Source organism: Paenibacillus sp. FSL H7-0331, assembly GCF_001956045.1.
In genome coordinates, this window is the sequence record NZ_MRTH01000001.1 from 169,946 (window position 1) to 185,265 (window position 15,320).

Sequence of the window (15,320 nt, forward strand, 5' to 3'; positions counted from 1 at the left end):
TTCACTTAACAGTTTATCGGCCTTAGCTTAATCCCATCCGGAATCGGAAGTCCAAGTACACGATAATACATTTCTTCATATTGTCTGGTTATGAGATCATTACAGAACGTGTAGCGTGCCCGATATAAACAGGCTTCTGTGACCTTCTCATATAATGCCGAGTCTGTAAGCAGTTGTTTCGTGTAATGTGCCATTTGATCAATATCACCGATGTCCGCCAAAAACCCGGATTCTCCATGAACGATCAGTTCTGGAATTCCCCCTGTATTGGACGCAACGGTAGGTACCCCACAGGCCATGGCCTCCAGTGCTACCAAACCAAAGCTTTCCTTTTCCGAAGGGAGCAGCATCACATCAGATAATGATAGCAATTGAGCCACATCATCCTGCTTGCCGCAAAATGTAACCCGATCCAGTAAGCCCAGCTCTTTTACCCTGCACAATACTTTTGATAACTCCGGACCTTCTCCGACAAATAACAGACGACTGGGTACATCCTTGGATACTTGGTTGAATATTTCTACAACATCGGTTACCCGCTTCACAGGTCGAAAGTTAGAAATATGTATTAATATTTTTTCATCAGGCTGGGCAAATTCTTTACGCAGCGCCGTCACTTCTCGTGGGTAGTACACTCGTTTATCAACAAAATTGTAAGCCAAATCAATCGGCTTATCTATAGAAAGCAGCCTGCGCGTTTCTTCAATCAAATCCTGCGACACTGCGGTCACAGCGTCACTCTGATTAATAGCATACCGGATTAAATCACTTAACGACTCATCCTGCGCCAGCACAGTAATGTCTGTTCCGTGCAAGGTAGTCACAACCTTCAAATGATCACCGACCATCTGTTTGGCCAATAAAGCACATACCGCATGGGGGATGGCATAATGAACATGCAGCAAATCGAGACCTTCGAGTTGGGCTACTTGCGCCAGCTTACTTGCTAGTGATAAATCATATGGAGGATATTTAAACACATAATAATCGTTAACTTCTACCTCATGATAAAAAATATTCCGATCAAATTTACCGAGACGAAATGGCATACTATGTGTGATAAAGTGGACCTCGTGGCCTTTTTCAGCCAACAGCTTGCCGAGCTCTGTTGCTACAACTCCTGAGCCGCCCAACGTCGGATAACAGGTAATACCAATTTTTAGACGTTCCTTCATGGGACTCCCTCCCTTACGTGTAAATTGCAAGCTTGTGTATGAATTAAAATTGTTGAATGAGATAAGGTACCTTCGTGACGAAACCTTCCGCAAAAGCGACCATGCGCTTCTGGCCTAACATATGATCCTTCGCGATGATTCTTTCCAGATAGCCCTGGTTGAGTGGTGTGTGGACATAGTCATTGTGACTCCCAACCGTTTCAAACTGGGAGCGATAGGCTTGCAGAGCCTTCATTTTTTGCTCATGTACTCCGGAAATGTCAACAAGCAAATCAGCTTCGAAGACATCATTAATAAAGTAAAAATATAGGGCTTCTACTGTATGTGCCTCTGTTTCCGGTTCATAACGTCGAAGCTTTGCATTAAATACCGCCTCTTGAACCAGCTTACTGCAGGCAATATGATCGGGATGACGATCTTCCCAATAAGGAGCAAATACGACCCGCGGCTTATGCTTGCGTATTTCTTGTGTTACTGCTGCAACATTCGATGCATTGACCCATAAACCACGGTCCGGGAGTCCAAGATTACTACGCTCAGCCAGCCCCAGTGCACCCGATGCCAAATTCGCCTCTTGCTGACGAATTTCTACAGTACCGTTGGAGGACATTTCTGCGTATGTCAAATCACAGATACCTACGCGGTAACCTGCTGCTGTATGCTTGCAAATGGTTCCTCCCATTCCGATTTCCGCATCGTCCGGGTGTGCACCAAAGATGAGCATGTCCAAGGATGAACTCATTAGAGTTCACCTGGCTTATATTTGTGTACTAATTCACGCCAAGCAAAATCCCCGCGCTCAAGCGCTTTGACCAAAATTTCCGCGGTCGCAATGTTCGTTGCGCATGGAATTCCTTGCACGTCGCACAAACGAAGCAGCGCAGTAATGTCAGGCTCATGCGGCTGAGCCATTAAGGGATCGCGCAAAAAAATAATCAGATCCATTTCATTCGTTGCCACCATAGCACCGATTTGCTGGTCACCGCCAAGTGGTCCTGACATAAAACGGTGAATGGAGAGCTTCGTAACATCCATAATTCGAGTGCCCGTTGTTCCTGTTGCGTATAAAATATGATTCTCAAAAACCGTCTCATAAGCGATGATAAAGTTCACCATCTCGTCCTTTTTACGGTCATGTGCAATCAATGCGATATTCATCTCAATAAATCTCCTCTGCGACTTAATCTATAAAATGCTCAAATCCGTAAACAATACCCGTGAATTCCATCACTTTGTTAACGGCTACCTTGACTCCCGGCATATAACCTGCACGATCATAAGAGTCGTGTCTGATTTTCAAGGTTTGGCCAAAGGCTCCAAAAATAACCTCCTGTTGGGCAAACACTCCAGGAAGACGTACACTATGTATGCGAAAACCGTCATATAATCCGCCGCGCGAGCCTTCGATCGTTTCTTTTTCATTGGGATTTCCTTGACGCAATTCTTCTCGGCTTTGTGAAATCATCTCGGCTGTTTTAACCGCAGTACCTGAAGGCGCATCCAGCTTCTGATCCCCATGATACTCGATAATTTCCAGATTCGGCATATATTTAGCCGCCTGTGCAGCAAACTTCATCATCAGTATAGCCCCAATTGAAAAATTAGGTGCTATAATACCACCAATTCCTTGTGCTTTACACTGCTTGTCAAAATCTTCAATATCCTCAGGTGTGAAGCCGGTCGTTCCAATAACAGGACGCACTCTATATTTAATAGCCAAGGCCGTATTAGCGACCACGGAATGAGGTGTTGTGAAATCAACTAATACATCAGGCTTACCTTCTACAAGAGCCAACTCCAAATCATTCGTGATCTTAATACCGCACGGCTCAAGACCGACGACTCGGCCTGCGTCCATCGACGAGTCTGCGGAGTGGCTAATCGCAGCTACAAGCTCCAAACTCGGATCCTCCAAAACCATTTTTACAACCTCACGGCCCATACGGCCGCTCGCTCCGGCTACAGCTACACGAATTTGACTCATCTATATCCAATCCTTTCGTCGTTCATTCGAATCATTATTTTTTTCTTTTAATCGCTGCTGATACTCCAGCAATAATCGCCTTCCCATTTCATGCTGCGGATCTAGCTCAAGTAAGGTGTGAATGGCACTAATGGCTTGGTCATATTCCTTAAGCATAGCGTAACCGTGTCCCAGCAGCAAATAGGCCTCCAAACATAATGAATCCAGCTCTATAGCACGCTTCAGCAATGAAACAGCCAGCCATAGCTGCGCTTCATTTTCAGTAAAATAGCGTTCTGCCTTTACCATAAATGCCTTGGCTTGAAGATTTTGGAGGTGTAACCGATATGGAGTTTCACGACTATCCATTCTGACAGCCTGCCTAGCGTGTTCAATTGCTTTGTTAAGCTTATTGCTCCGGGCATAGGTAATCGATAACTTATAATGAAAGGCAGCGTTGTGAGGATTCATAGCAATCGCCCGCCCAAACCATTCCACGGCTTGCTCAAAATCATGCATTAAAATTGACTCATAGGCCTTCTTGATCTGCTCTTCTCCATCCATGCTGCCCATTCCCTTCTACAAAGGTGATGGTTTAGCATATGATAATCATTCCGTATCGGTGTTTATTTTTGTCCAACGGTCTGCATCTCGGGTACGAAATTTGTGCATAATTTTATCATGTGCTTCTGTAAGATCGAGCCCCAAGGAATTCGCAAAACATATGGTTATAAACAAGATATCACCGAGCTCAAGCTCAATCGAATTGTCAGCTTCTGAGGATTTTTTCGGCTTTTCGCCAAATTGGTGATTGACCTCGCGAGCAAGCTCGCCTACCTCTTCAGACATCCGCGCCAGCATGGACAACGGACTAAAATACCCCTCTTTAAACTGTGATATGTAAGCATCTACTTCCTGCTGCAGCTCTGCGAGCGTCCGTTCTGTCATTGCGAAATCGTCACCAGCCTTATTCCAAATATACAGTATGTTCGGGACAGAAAGGAGTGAGTGAACCTCGTTATAAGCCCTTCTTACCATGTTATCGCAAACAGGATAGGATGACAAATTTTTTTTGAGTCATTATTAGACATACTAAAGAATAACCACCACTGAATTCGTTGTACATTACCCTGTCGCTGGACAATTGTGATTGAGGAGGTCCTGTTCATCCGTGCAAATAAAAGTTGGAATCAACTGGCTGCAGTCTATCCTGCCTATACTGATCGGAACAGCGGTATACGCCTTCGGTCTGCACTACTTTATTATACCCAATCGCTTAATGGAAGGTGGAATAACCGGAGTTGCCTTGCTTATCAACTATATTTTTCATGTCCCGTTATCCATAACGACTTTAATCATCAATATTCCTTTGTTTATAGCGGCATGGAAAATTTTCGGAAGAGAATCTATGATTTACACGATTACTGGAACGTTATCGCTCACTTTTTTTTTATGGGTGATGGAGCGGCTAATAGTTAGTGGGTGGATCGTACCTTTTCGAACGGAGCAGGATTACTTTCTCGTCACGGCCTATGCCGGACTCACGCTTGGGGTTGGTTTGGGCATTGTGTTTCGTTATGGAGGAACAACAGGGGGAACCGATATTATAGCGAGAATCGTTCAAAAATGGAAAGGCTGGAGTATCGGGCAGATCATTCTGCTTTTTGATGCCATTGTGATTGGTTCTGCCTTCTTTTTTATTCCAAAGGAACAAATCTTGTATACTTTTGTAGCTGTATTTATTACCAGCAAGGTGATTGATATCGTTATAGAAGGTGCATATGCTGCTCATGCATTTACGATTATTTCCGACCATGCCGACCAACTGGTCAGCATCATCACATCGCAAACAGATCGGGGAGCCACTTTAATCCCTGCATATGGTGGTTATTCCAAGACACCGAAGAACATGGTTTACTGCGTCGTCTATCGACAAGAAATGAAAAGGCTCAAAGACTTGATCCGTACCGTCGACCCGCGTGCTTTTATTATTATCAACGAGGTACATGACGTACTTGGAGAAGGCTTTAAGCCCGAATAACTCAATCATCAGCAGCTTTGTTCACAACCACAAGTCCATTGTCTTTCTTGGACAGTCTCCAGGCTGCAAACGCCAAAACAGCCAAAATCACGGCTCCTAGCACCAGCTTCCAAATAATTGGATTTTGGTCATCTATAATAGGTAAGTAGGCAGTTGCGTCTTTTTTCAGAAACAATACATCAATCGTGTTACGCAGAGTAGGCATCACGTTCAGTACTTGTTTGTAGGGCTCCTGCTCAGAACGAACTTGATCAGTCACGAACAGGACCATGGAATCCAGCTTCTCTATCTCTATCGGATCTCTACTAATGAGCAGACTGGGATGAATGATGGCAATGTGCTGACGAAAAGCATTTGCCGCTTGAACCAGCTCAGGTTTTTTCTGTTCTTGTGAAGCCTGCTCCATCTGCTTGAGATCGCTCATCAGCGGATTGTAGTATTGAAGCCACATCGGTTCATTAGAGTGCGTCAAAGCGTCGGTAGCCAGGCGAATCGTCGCAGCAGAGACTTGTCCTTCAGCGGGGGACAAATTGGCCGCATTAAAGGTCCTCTTCGCTTGTGTAATCGTTTCTGTCAGCGCATTTAATCCTTCTAACGTTGTAATTCCCTCGTAGCGGATTAGCGGAATCTGTTCGCTCAGAAGCTGAAGAATAGCTCGTCCACCAGCCAAATCTTCTTGCATGACCTTCTTGTACATGTCATCAGCAGTTTGATTAAGCACCTCTAGCTTTTGCAATTGATCCTTCGCCGGTTTGGGTGTGAGTGCCTGATCCGTGGGCAGCTGTGTCTGGGAACAGGCCGTCAACAATTGAACACCCAGCAATAGGATCATTGCCAGGCAACCTGCTCTCCCTTTTTTCATAAACCACATTGAACATCCCTCCCTTAGAGTTTTGCTATGGCAAAACTTACTCCGTAAGCGCTACTGAGTTTTGCTATGGCAAAACTTACTCCGTAAGCGCTACTGAGTTTTGCTACAGCAAAGCTTACCACGTAAGCTTCATATATCCTCAAGGTATGGGGGGATGTCCATATTTAGACCTGTCTTTTTTCCATCAATCTGCGAATTTTCATTAGAACCCAGGCAAGTATGACACTCACAAAGCTCAGCTGGACCGTAAATGCAGCTACGATAGGAATATCATCTTCCAAAGAAGCTGGCAACCATGGAAACACGCCTATCGTATAATCCATATAATCGTTCCATAGTGTCCAGAGTGCTGCGACAATGATGGCATTAACCCGGTATGTATATAAACACATATATAAAATAGCTTCTGCAGCCATTCCCAAATGGGACAAGGTCAGCATCCAATCCTGCCAATTTACGGAATCTCCCTGATAAACCCCTGCCCAGATCATACTTACCGCCCATATTCCATATTTAAATGAAGTGATAAGCGCAAGTGCTTCAATCAGACTGCGAAACCAGCTTCTTTTCGGACTCTGGCTGCGATTCTTATAAGAATCAATCAGCAGGTACGTAATCACACCGGTAAAAAAAAGACTTGCCGTTGGACTATCTGGAACAAATGGCAAGTATACAGGGGACATCGTTTGTGCGGTATAGACGAGCTGCTTCCAGTACCATTGATAACCATATATTGTACCCAGGAAGTTTACCCAAAATAAGGTCCATAGCATGAATCTACTGGACAGAAAAGCTTTTGATACATAAGTTCGAATCGACATACTTAACAATGGGGCCCCTCCTGCATGAATTATACTATCTGAAATTTTGAAAAAAGACCTGACCATGCTGCTGACGGTCAGGTCTTGGAAATATTATGATTTTTGTTTACTTAGCCATTCCGCTAATTTGGTGATGTCTGCTTCAGTGAGGCCTTTTTTGATATTATCATCATATTGTGCGCCCATGTTGCCGACACCTTTTTTGATAATTCCCAAAATCGCTTCCTGATTGTGCTTGTCTCCTACACCACGAAGTGCGGGGATACCGGAAGCAGGAATTCCTTTAAGCTCAGCACCGTGACAAGTTACACAAGTCGCCTTCTTGTAGATCTCTGCTCCTGGATCATCTGCTGCTACAATAGCAACAGCAGTTGCCGTTTTCTTCGTGCTTGGAGCAGGAAGACCTGCACTTTTGGCTGCATGCATTTCTTCTTCGCGTTTGATGTGCTCAGGAATAATATTTTTTTCCTTCAATTCGTGCTCATAATGAGTCCATGATACGACTGTCAAATACGTACATGCTACCAAAGTTAGTACCATCAAGGTTGAAGCAATCGGACGTCTGTAAAAGCGTCTTTCTTTACCTGTGTCCAGAAAAGGAGCAATAATCAATCCACCGAACATGATGCCCGGAACAATAACTGTACCGAACACGACGAATTGATCGGATGTATATGGGTACTTCAGCAATTGGTACATGAATAAGAAATACCAGTCGGGCATTGGAATAAACTGGGTATTAGTTGGATCTGCCGGATAACCAAGCGGTGCTGCTTCCGTCATAACCAATACCAATATACCTACCAAAACAACGACCGCAACCATCCATTCCTTCAGAAGAAAGTTTGGAATAAACACTTCCGATTTTCCCGGATAAGCGGAAAAGTCGGGTTGCGGCAAACGTGAAGTCTTAGCGCGTACTCGTGAATCACCTACATAAACAATTTTCTCGTCAGAATTGTGACCATGTGCCACTTTTCACACCTCCTTCTATAACGGACCGGAAATTCCTTGCTTACGAATCATAAAGAAATGTCCTGCCAATAGGGCAAGCAATGCACCTGGCAAGAAGAACACGTGAAGTGCAAAGAAACGGGTTAATGTTTGCGCACCAACAATTTCTCCACCTTGCAGGAATGTTTTGACATAATCACCGATATATGGTGCGGAAGCGGCGATTTTGATACCTACTTGTGTAGCAAAGTAAGCTTTGTTATCCCAAGGCAGCAGGTACCCGGTGAAACCAAGGCCCAGCATAACCAGGAATATCATCATGCCCACTACCCAGTTCATTTCGCGAGGTGCCTTGTAGGAACCCGTAAAGAATACGCGAAGAGTATGTAAAAACATCATGACGATAACAAGACTTGCCCCCCAGTGATGCATACCCCGTACAATAACGCCAAAAGCGACTTTGTGTTGGAGGTAGTCAACGCTGGCATAAGCATTGATAATATCTGGAACATAATACATGGTTAAGAACATACCGGACAGGATTTGAATAACTGTGATAAAAAACGTCAATCCACCGAAGCAATAGACGAATGCAGAAAAGTGATGCGCCGGATTAACGTGCTCCGGTACCTCATGGTCGGCCACATCTCTCCACATCGGCGTGATATCCAGACGCTCATCAATCCAGTTATACATATTTTTAAACATCTGATGCTACGCCTCCTTATTGTACCCTTTTGTTCGGACCAAGCTGGCCTACGTAAACAAAGCCGTTTTCCGTTTTGAGCGCATACTGGTCAAGCGGCAATGGGGCAACAGCAAGGTTCTTACCGTCAGCCGTGTAGTGCGCGCCATGGCAAGGACAGTAGTACTGATCCTTATAGGCCGGATTGGAATTCCAGTCAACCGTACAACCCAAGTGCTTACAGGTTGGATTCAATGCGAAAATGTTACCGGCTTTGTCTTTGGAAATCCAGGCCTCAAGTTCCGGATCACTTTCCCACCAACCGTCGACCTGATGGACTTTGAATTTGAAAGATGCTGGTGTTTCTGTAATCTTTGCAGCCTCTACTACCTTTACCCAAGCGGCTTCCGTCTTTGGTTGAAGGACAGGATCGACAGCAAAACGAAGCATAGGAACGATCATTCCAGCGCCCATGAATGCTCCGGCTCCACCAAGGGTATAAGAAAGAAATTGTCTGCGAGACATCTCGCGACGCTTGACCGCCGAACCACCTTGGTGATGCCCATCCTGATTATTGTGCTCACTCACTCGTGTTCTACCTCCTTTTGCAACTATATCATGTCGTTCGACATTACTTTACAACACATACTAGGACATTATTAATAATAGCTTACGAGTCAAGGTGCGTCAAGAATTTTGCCTGCATTTTCAGACCCCTAAAGCTTGTCCTTACAATAACTTTTAACGAATTTGTCACATCTCGTCACACATTTGAAATCGAACACTGCATACATAGAATTAACAAAATTGCCACTGATCATACACAAATTATTCTTGATTCTTGCCAGCCCACAGAAGCATCAGTTGTTCCGCTATTCGTTTCTTCTCCACGGGGAGCGATTCCGTTAATAAATCGGGCGTCAACGTGAACGCAAGATCCGCATTGGACTGTGTTAATACGTCAGCAAGCTCCACTTTCGCACTCACTACAATGACAAAAGCAAATCCGTTTGTTTTGAGTTGTGCGCAGACCGCGTTCACCTGCTCCAGTCCACTATCTTCATTAACATAATGCAGTGCCGGATACGTCAGGACCCTGCCCTTGTAGGGAATTTCGAACAAATCCAGGGCATCCCTCAGATCCTCTAACGCGCAGGTTGCTTCCCATGGCTGCTCGGCTCCTGTAATTCCCGTAACAGGCAGTAGGCACGTATCCACATATGGACGCAAATCTTCCCATGTTTTTTCATTGACATCACTGAATTTCATTTTGGTTCCCCCTAATTCGTTAACAATTCCTTATGTATTTTCGTAGAAAACGACTTCGTAATCACGCACATTGTTCCAGTTTAACATAGAAAAAGAGACATATGAATGAAATTCACATGTCTTTAACCGGTTGCCATCGATTAGGCCCTAAGGGGCAGTGTTATTATCCAAGCGCATAGAGCGATTTTAGTTCTGTGGTGAGAGTCAGGAAGGTCTCTTCATCCCCTTTAGCCAAAGCTAAATCAATCTCTTTGTACAAATGTTGCTCCTTATATTTGCGGATGGATTCGTCCAGCACCATCTCGGCAAACAAGCCCAGCATCTTATCGTTGGAAATATTCATTTTGCCCATAGAACCTACCTCCAAACTGGGTCGCTTCAGATTTGTATAGAGAATACTAAGGTTTCACCTGCAAACGGTATTCATTGCCTCTGATCACGTAGCTTTCCATCGTACGCTGCATACGAAGCAGGTCAGCCTCTACAAGCTCGCGTACTACCTTGGCGGGCGAGCCAAGCGATAGCGTACGGGATGGAATGTGCTTATTCTCGGTGACCAACGATCCCGCCCCTACTAAAGCATATTCATCAATCACCGCGCCGTTAAGTACAATAGCCCCCATACCAATTAATGTGCCTTTACCTATGCTGCAACCATGGATGATTGCTGCATGTCCGACCGAGACTTCTTCCCCGATCAGCAATGGCTGGTCAACATTCACATGCCCGATACAGCCATCCTGAATGTTGCTTTTGCGTCCGATCCGGATCGGGGCCAAATCACCGCGAAGAACCGTGTTGAACCAGATCGTGGCTTCTGCCTCAATGATGACATCTCCTATGATTTGAACACCCTCTGCCAGAAATGCGGTCGGATGCACCTGAGGAAAAATTCCGTTATAACTATGCAGCAATTGCGTTCACTCCTCTGATCTATCGATATGGGAGTGATTTTAGCAAGCAGACTATGGCTTGTCAAATGGCAGCGCAAGCAAATCCTCGTTGGCTTTGTAAATTCCTTGGATGACACTTCTCCCAAGCTTTGTTAATTGAATGACAGGGCCATGCTCATGATGCTCTCCAATCCGAATCAAGCCCAGATGCATCTGCATTTGCAATATGCGCTGTTCAAAAATAGATTCCGCCGAGTCGTAATAAAAAGGGCGGATCAAAGGGATCAACGCAATTTTCAAGGAATCTACGGTCACCCAGGTCGAGACCAGCGTCTCCAGCCAATGCATGATTGACTGTACATTTGGAATAGCCCCTTTATACAGCCTCAGCCAAAATCGATACACCTGCAGTAAGTCCTCATGGCGATCACTCTGAACTTCTTCGAGACCTTTGGCAGTCAGAGCCAGCATCTGATTGTGCTCCGTTATCCATTCCTTGTAATAACAGTAGTCGTAAATAAACGAAAACCGGTTCGGATACTCTTTAAACATGCGGCCATATCCAAATCGCCAAGCGGTTTTACCAACAGGCTCTTCCTTAACCGATAACCGATCCAATATCTGCTGCAAATGTCGTTTGTACATATAATGGTCAGCAGAGAGAATCACATCCTGATCTCGTACAAAACTGAGAAAGTTGCGGATATCATCAATGATAAGCCTCTGCTCATCCCGGTATACACCAGGCTCGTCAGTTACCTGAATGTGCTGCTGAAACTGCTTGGCCAAGGCTGCACTGAATCTTTGTTTCAAATCGGCGGGCACCTGAAATACATACCGCGTATCCCTGGAATGGCCATTAAATAACCAACCGTGCTGCTTAAAGCGAGTAATCATCTCACGTGGATTCCATGCATCCTCCCCATCCTTAACAAAACGGCTCTGCTGAACCCGTGCCACCAGCTCCTCGATACTGAAAGTGCCGCGCTTGTCAAAAATCAACGAATTCAAAAAGCGGATACCCTCAATCGATAAATCGGTTACCTGACGTTCAAAAACATCTTTACGGCTGACGGTGGCAAGAATGGATTGGATCAGCTCGTTTTTGGAATGTCCGTTACAGCTGCAATTATAGGTGCCCGCGATCCGACTTAGATCGTGTATATCGGCGTAGCTTAACATGTCCGCTAAATTCATCGTGAGTACCTCCGATAATGGCTTACTACCATTATTGGAAAAAACACCATATTTAAACGTGAAAGATTAAATTTTTATACCTTGCAGCTTTGTGTTATACAGCAAAAAGACTGCCGAATCAGCTCAGCAGTCCTATCTCTACATATTATTTAATTTATCCAAGTGGGCTGTACAGTTCAATAAGTGACAATTCCACACCGCATCTGCTGTAAGCTCCATTACGGTCATAGAGGTGTTGCTTAAATGAGAGGCTACGGGCTCGCCCATAATCCGCTCCAGCACCGGGGCTATGTAGCCTCCATGGCTAACAACCAGAATTCGTTTCCCACGCTGTGCTTGCTCCAGATCAGCAAAAAATGAAAACCATCTTTCCAATAAGGCCTCATCAGTCTCAAGCCCCAGCTCCTGCTCTCTCCAGCTTTCACCAAATCGTGAAATTCGATCCTCCAAAGTGGTCCCTTCCAGCTGTCCAAAATGCCTTTCTCTCAGACGAGAGTCTTCACCAAGGAAAGGAACTCCTGTTATATTAGAGATCGTTTGCGCCGTTTGCCTCGCCCTGATCAAGTCACTGGACATGATTCCATCCCAAAGCTCAGATTTCAGTCGATGCGCCAAAAGCTCTGCTTGTTCAATACCAACGGCTGCAAGCTCTGTATCCATTTGTCCCTGCATCCTGCCCGCAATATTCCATTCTGTCGTCCCGTGACGAATCAATCCTACTGTAATCAATGTAGTTGTCACTCTCTTTCTATTCCGATTATCTAAAAAAGCCCCTAAGGGGCCTCAGCTTCAAACTACGATTTGGTTCTGGAAAACCAGTTCATCGTCAATAACGTACAAGTCAGTCCCAAAAGCGATAAGAAAAGCAGATAATCCTTGTAAGTATGAATCGGACCTACCTGGTACATGAACGGTTCACTAAAACCCTTTAGGCTTGCTACTGCAGAAGGCATTGTACGTACATTCATGGATTCCGCCTTACCGCCTGCCACTACAACAGGATCACTCATTCTGCCTATAACGGAAGAGTCGCTAGTTAAGGCTACTGTATCTCCACTTGGCTGATTATTTATGGAGTAGACAAATGAGAAAATGAACAATGCAAGGCAAATCGCGATCATAGCTGTCAGGTTTCGGCGCACCTTGAAGGAAAATGCATACATTTTGCCAGTGACAGGGACTCTCCATGATTCATCCTTATAGATACGATCCATAACACTGCGTGAAATTGGAGTAGAATTAGCATACGGTTCTCCCATTTCAGCAGCACATTGAATCAGATCCGTACTCTCTTGCCATATTTGAAACTCCGCAGCACAGCTCTCGCAATGCTTGATATGTTCGTCAACTTTGCCTCTTATGGGATCATTCGACGGCAAATCCCAGTAAGCACCGAGTAACTCTTGAATCTCTTCACATTTCATCATCGTTTCATCCCTTCATACTCCTCAAAGACTGGGTCAAGAAAGTAAGGTTCCAATTGAAGTTTTACACTCGCCCTTGCCCTGAACAGTAAGGATTTGACCGAACTTACGGTTTGACCGAGGATATTCGCAATCTCCTGATAATCCATCTGATCATATTCGCGCATTATGAGTGCTGAACGCTGCTTCTCTGGTAGATTATTAATGGCATCTCTTACCATCGATACTTTCTCATTCCTTAATATACTTACTTCTGGCATCGAATCGGCATCAGCATGAGGCTCAAAACCACCCTGATCCAAAGACACCTTCACATGATTATTTTTACGCAATTCGCTAAGCACGGTATTTCTAGCAATCGTATACAGCCATGTTGAAAAAGTCGCCTCAATTTCTCGAAATGAGCTTAGGCTGCGATAGGCTTTATAAAAGGTTTCATTGCATAAGTCCTCAGCCATCGAATCCATATGCGCGCTCTTCAACATGTGATATATAAATGCCAAGATTTTACGTTCGTAGCGTCGCATTAATTCGTCGTAAAGTTGTACGTTACCATCCTTGATCTCTCTGATCAACTGGGAATCGGTCATTCAATACGACCCTCCTTGTGATTCCTTGCTACCCCCAGTGATTCTTACTACATTTGACTTTGCGGGAGCAAAAAAGTTGCGCGTTTATTAAAAATTTTTACGGTGTAATATATATCATTCGGTAATGGTGAGCAAAATTCCTGCTTTTTCGACGACGCTTTAAAATATTTCATAAAAAAAACCACCTTTTCAAAAAAAGGTGGCTGCACATAGTGCAATGATTTCGGATAGGAGTGGAGAGAAACCATACTGTACTTTTATTATATGTATACGGTTACAAATTGTCAATAGTTTTTTGAAAACGCTTTATAATTTTGTTTGAAGCAAAGAAAAAAAGAATTACACATGAACTGTGTAATTCTCTTGTGTCAATAGCTCGATCGCCCGATCCATATGTTCAACATCACGGAAGGATAATCGCAAGTTGCCAGGGACATCCTCACGGCTTTCGATAATATGAATATTGCTCAGGTTGATTTTGTTATTTCCCAGCAGCATCGTAATCTGCCCGATAATCCCGGGGTGATCTGGAACCTCATCCACATATATTTCAAATACGGATGAAAGCACACCTTTACGACGCTCCGGCAGGCTGCTGCGAAACTCATTGGCTTTACGGAACTCGGCCTCAATCCCCTGTCCATTATCATCCTTTAAGAGTTGAATAAAATGGGCAATTTCTGAGTTCCAATCGACCAGCAGCTTCAATAGCACTTCCCGATTATCGCTTAATATATCCCGCCAAATGATCGGGTCTCCAGATGCAATTCGAGTCAAATCCCTGAAACCGCCAGCTGCCAGGTTCTCATACAAATTGTTGGATTGATTATAGCCAGCTATTTGATTAACCAGAGCAACGGCAATAATATGCGGAAGATGGCTAATCGCACCCACGATATCATCATGGAGACTGGAATCGACTTTAATAATATGAGCTCTAGTCCAGCGAAGCAATGCAGCAAGCCTGTCATAAGCCTCCTGGGGTGTTTGCTCCATCGGTGTAAGCACATAAAATGCGTTCTCGTACAAATACGGACTGGCCGCTTCCACTCCTGTCTTCTCACTGCCTGCCATCGGATGCCCACCGATAAAATAGGCATCTTTAAAATCAAGCCGCTCTGCACACGCACTTATGGAAGCTTTAGTACTGCCCGCGTCCGTAATGATACATCCCGGTTTCAGCTCTAGGCGTGACAATTGATTTAAGTAATCTTCCATATTTCCAACAGGAACACATAGAAAAATAAAATCAGCGTCAGTCGCAGCCTCTTCCATCGACACCGTAGCATGATCAACTACACCATGCTTCAAATATTTGTCCACGGACCGTGGGTTATTGGAATGGCCGACGACATACAGCTCAGGTTTTCCTTTAAAACAGAGCGCCAGAGAGCCGCCAATCAGGCCCACTCCAAATATAGCAATTTTTATCATTGA

Annotated in this window: 20 protein-coding genes; 1 reads left to right on the top strand and 19 read right to left on the bottom strand. The window is 44.6% G+C overall.

What is annotated here, in order from left to right:
- Positions 1 to 5: 5 nt before the first annotated feature.
- Genes bshA through BK127_RS00770 form a run of 6 tightly spaced genes read right to left on the bottom strand, consistent with a single transcriptional unit; the run spans position 6 to position 4,086 of the window.
- Positions 6 to 1,175 (bottom strand): N-acetyl-alpha-D-glucosaminyl L-malate synthase BshA, encoded by a 1,170-nt coding sequence (gene bshA / locus BK127_RS00745; protein ID WP_076227531.1) that lies wholly within the window; start codon positions 1,173 to 1,175, stop codon positions 6 to 8.
- Positions 1,176 to 1,218: 43 nt separating this feature from the next.
- The gene (bshB1, locus tag BK127_RS00750) at positions 1,219 to 1,917 is read right to left on the bottom strand and encodes a bacillithiol biosynthesis deacetylase BshB1 (RefSeq protein WP_076227533.1); all 699 of its coding nucleotides are present in this window, start codon (positions 1,915 to 1,917) and stop codon (positions 1,219 to 1,221) included.
- Positions 1,917 to 2,333 (bottom strand): methylglyoxal synthase, encoded by a 417-nt coding sequence (locus tag BK127_RS00755; protein ID WP_076227535.1) that lies wholly within the window; start codon positions 2,331 to 2,333, stop codon positions 1,917 to 1,919. The genes bshB1 and BK127_RS00755 overlap by 1 nt, the downstream gene beginning before the upstream one ends.
- Before the next feature lie 22 nt (positions 2,334 to 2,355).
- On the bottom strand, positions 2,356 to 3,159 hold the full coding sequence (gene dapB / locus BK127_RS00760) for a 4-hydroxy-tetrahydrodipicolinate reductase (RefSeq protein ID WP_076227537.1): 804 nt from the start codon (positions 3,157 to 3,159) through the stop codon (positions 2,356 to 2,358).
- Positions 3,160 to 3,702, bottom strand: a complete 543-nt coding sequence (locus BK127_RS00765) for a tetratricopeptide repeat protein (protein WP_076227539.1) — start codon at positions 3,700 to 3,702, stop codon at positions 3,160 to 3,162.
- Positions 3,703 to 3,747: 45 nt separating this feature from the next.
- The gene (locus BK127_RS00770; RefSeq protein WP_076227541.1) at positions 3,748 to 4,086 is read right to left on the bottom strand and encodes a nucleotide pyrophosphohydrolase; all 339 of its coding nucleotides are present in this window, start codon (positions 4,084 to 4,086) and stop codon (positions 3,748 to 3,750) included.
- A 223-nt stretch (positions 4,087 to 4,309) separates the two neighbouring features.
- Between BK127_RS00770 and BK127_RS00775 the strand changes: the two genes are divergently transcribed.
- On the top strand, positions 4,310 to 5,179 hold the full coding sequence (locus tag BK127_RS00775; RefSeq protein WP_083688957.1) for a YitT family protein: 870 nt from the start codon (positions 4,310 to 4,312) through the stop codon (positions 5,177 to 5,179).
- 1 nt (position 5,180) lies between these two features.
- On the opposite strand, the gene BK127_RS00780 is transcribed toward BK127_RS00775, so the two are convergent.
- The 13 genes from BK127_RS00780 to BK127_RS00840 form a co-directional block, all read right to left on the bottom strand.
- Positions 5,181 to 6,050, bottom strand: a complete 870-nt coding sequence (locus tag BK127_RS00780) for a sporulation protein YpjB (RefSeq protein WP_076227545.1) — start codon at positions 6,048 to 6,050, stop codon at positions 5,181 to 5,183.
- 164 nt (positions 6,051 to 6,214) lie between these two features.
- Positions 6,215 to 6,871 (bottom strand): DUF1405 domain-containing protein, encoded by a 657-nt coding sequence (locus BK127_RS00785; RefSeq protein WP_076228348.1) that lies wholly within the window; start codon positions 6,869 to 6,871, stop codon positions 6,215 to 6,217.
- A 93-nt stretch (positions 6,872 to 6,964) separates the two neighbouring features.
- The gene (locus tag BK127_RS00790; RefSeq protein WP_076227547.1) at positions 6,965 to 7,846 is read right to left on the bottom strand and encodes a c-type cytochrome; all 882 of its coding nucleotides are present in this window, start codon (positions 7,844 to 7,846) and stop codon (positions 6,965 to 6,967) included.
- Positions 7,847 to 7,861: 15 nt separating this feature from the next.
- Positions 7,862 to 8,533, bottom strand: coding sequence for a menaquinol-cytochrome c reductase cytochrome b subunit (gene qcrB, locus BK127_RS00795; protein ID WP_076227549.1), 672 nt, complete (start codon positions 8,531 to 8,533; stop codon positions 7,862 to 7,864).
- Between the two features lie 16 nt (positions 8,534 to 8,549).
- Positions 8,550 to 9,098 (bottom strand): QcrA and Rieske domain-containing protein, encoded by a 549-nt coding sequence (locus BK127_RS00800; RefSeq protein ID WP_076227551.1) that lies wholly within the window; start codon positions 9,096 to 9,098, stop codon positions 8,550 to 8,552.
- Positions 9,099 to 9,338: 240 nt separating this feature from the next.
- Positions 9,339 to 9,779, bottom strand: a complete 441-nt coding sequence (locus tag BK127_RS00805) for a DUF2487 family protein (RefSeq protein WP_076227553.1) — start codon at positions 9,777 to 9,779, stop codon at positions 9,339 to 9,341.
- A gap of 163 nt (positions 9,780 to 9,942) precedes the next feature.
- A complete protein-coding gene (locus BK127_RS00810) occupies positions 9,943 to 10,131 on the bottom strand; it encodes an IDEAL domain-containing protein (RefSeq protein ID WP_076227555.1) in 189 nt (62 codons plus the stop codon).
- Between the two features lie 46 nt (positions 10,132 to 10,177).
- Entirely contained in the window at positions 10,178 to 10,693 is a 516-nt protein-coding gene (locus BK127_RS00815) for a gamma carbonic anhydrase family protein (RefSeq protein ID WP_076227557.1), read from the bottom strand.
- 51 nt (positions 10,694 to 10,744) lie between these two features.
- Positions 10,745 to 11,869 carry a hypothetical protein gene (locus tag BK127_RS00820; RefSeq protein WP_076227559.1) on the bottom strand — a complete coding sequence of 375 codons (1,125 nt, stop codon included), beginning with the start codon at positions 11,867 to 11,869 and terminating at the stop codon, positions 10,745 to 10,747.
- A gap of 138 nt (positions 11,870 to 12,007) precedes the next feature.
- Positions 12,008 to 12,610, bottom strand: coding sequence for a histidine phosphatase family protein (locus tag BK127_RS00825; protein ID WP_256711129.1), 603 nt, complete (start codon positions 12,608 to 12,610; stop codon positions 12,008 to 12,010).
- A 53-nt stretch (positions 12,611 to 12,663) separates the two neighbouring features.
- Positions 12,664 to 13,293 (bottom strand): anti-sigma factor family protein, encoded by a 630-nt coding sequence (locus BK127_RS00830; protein ID WP_076228351.1) that lies wholly within the window; start codon positions 13,291 to 13,293, stop codon positions 12,664 to 12,666.
- Positions 13,293 to 13,883: an RNA polymerase sigma factor gene (locus tag BK127_RS00835; protein ID WP_076227563.1), complete on the bottom strand. Its 591-nt coding sequence runs from the start codon at positions 13,881 to 13,883 to the stop codon at positions 13,293 to 13,295. Before BK127_RS00835 ends, BK127_RS00830 begins: the two co-directional genes overlap by 1 nt.
- A gap of 339 nt (positions 13,884 to 14,222) precedes the next feature.
- Complete coding sequence (locus BK127_RS00840; protein ID WP_076227565.1) at positions 14,223 to 15,317, bottom strand: prephenate dehydrogenase; 1,095 nt, start codon at positions 15,315 to 15,317, stop codon at positions 14,223 to 14,225.
- Between the last annotated feature and the right edge of the window lie 3 nt (positions 15,318 to 15,320).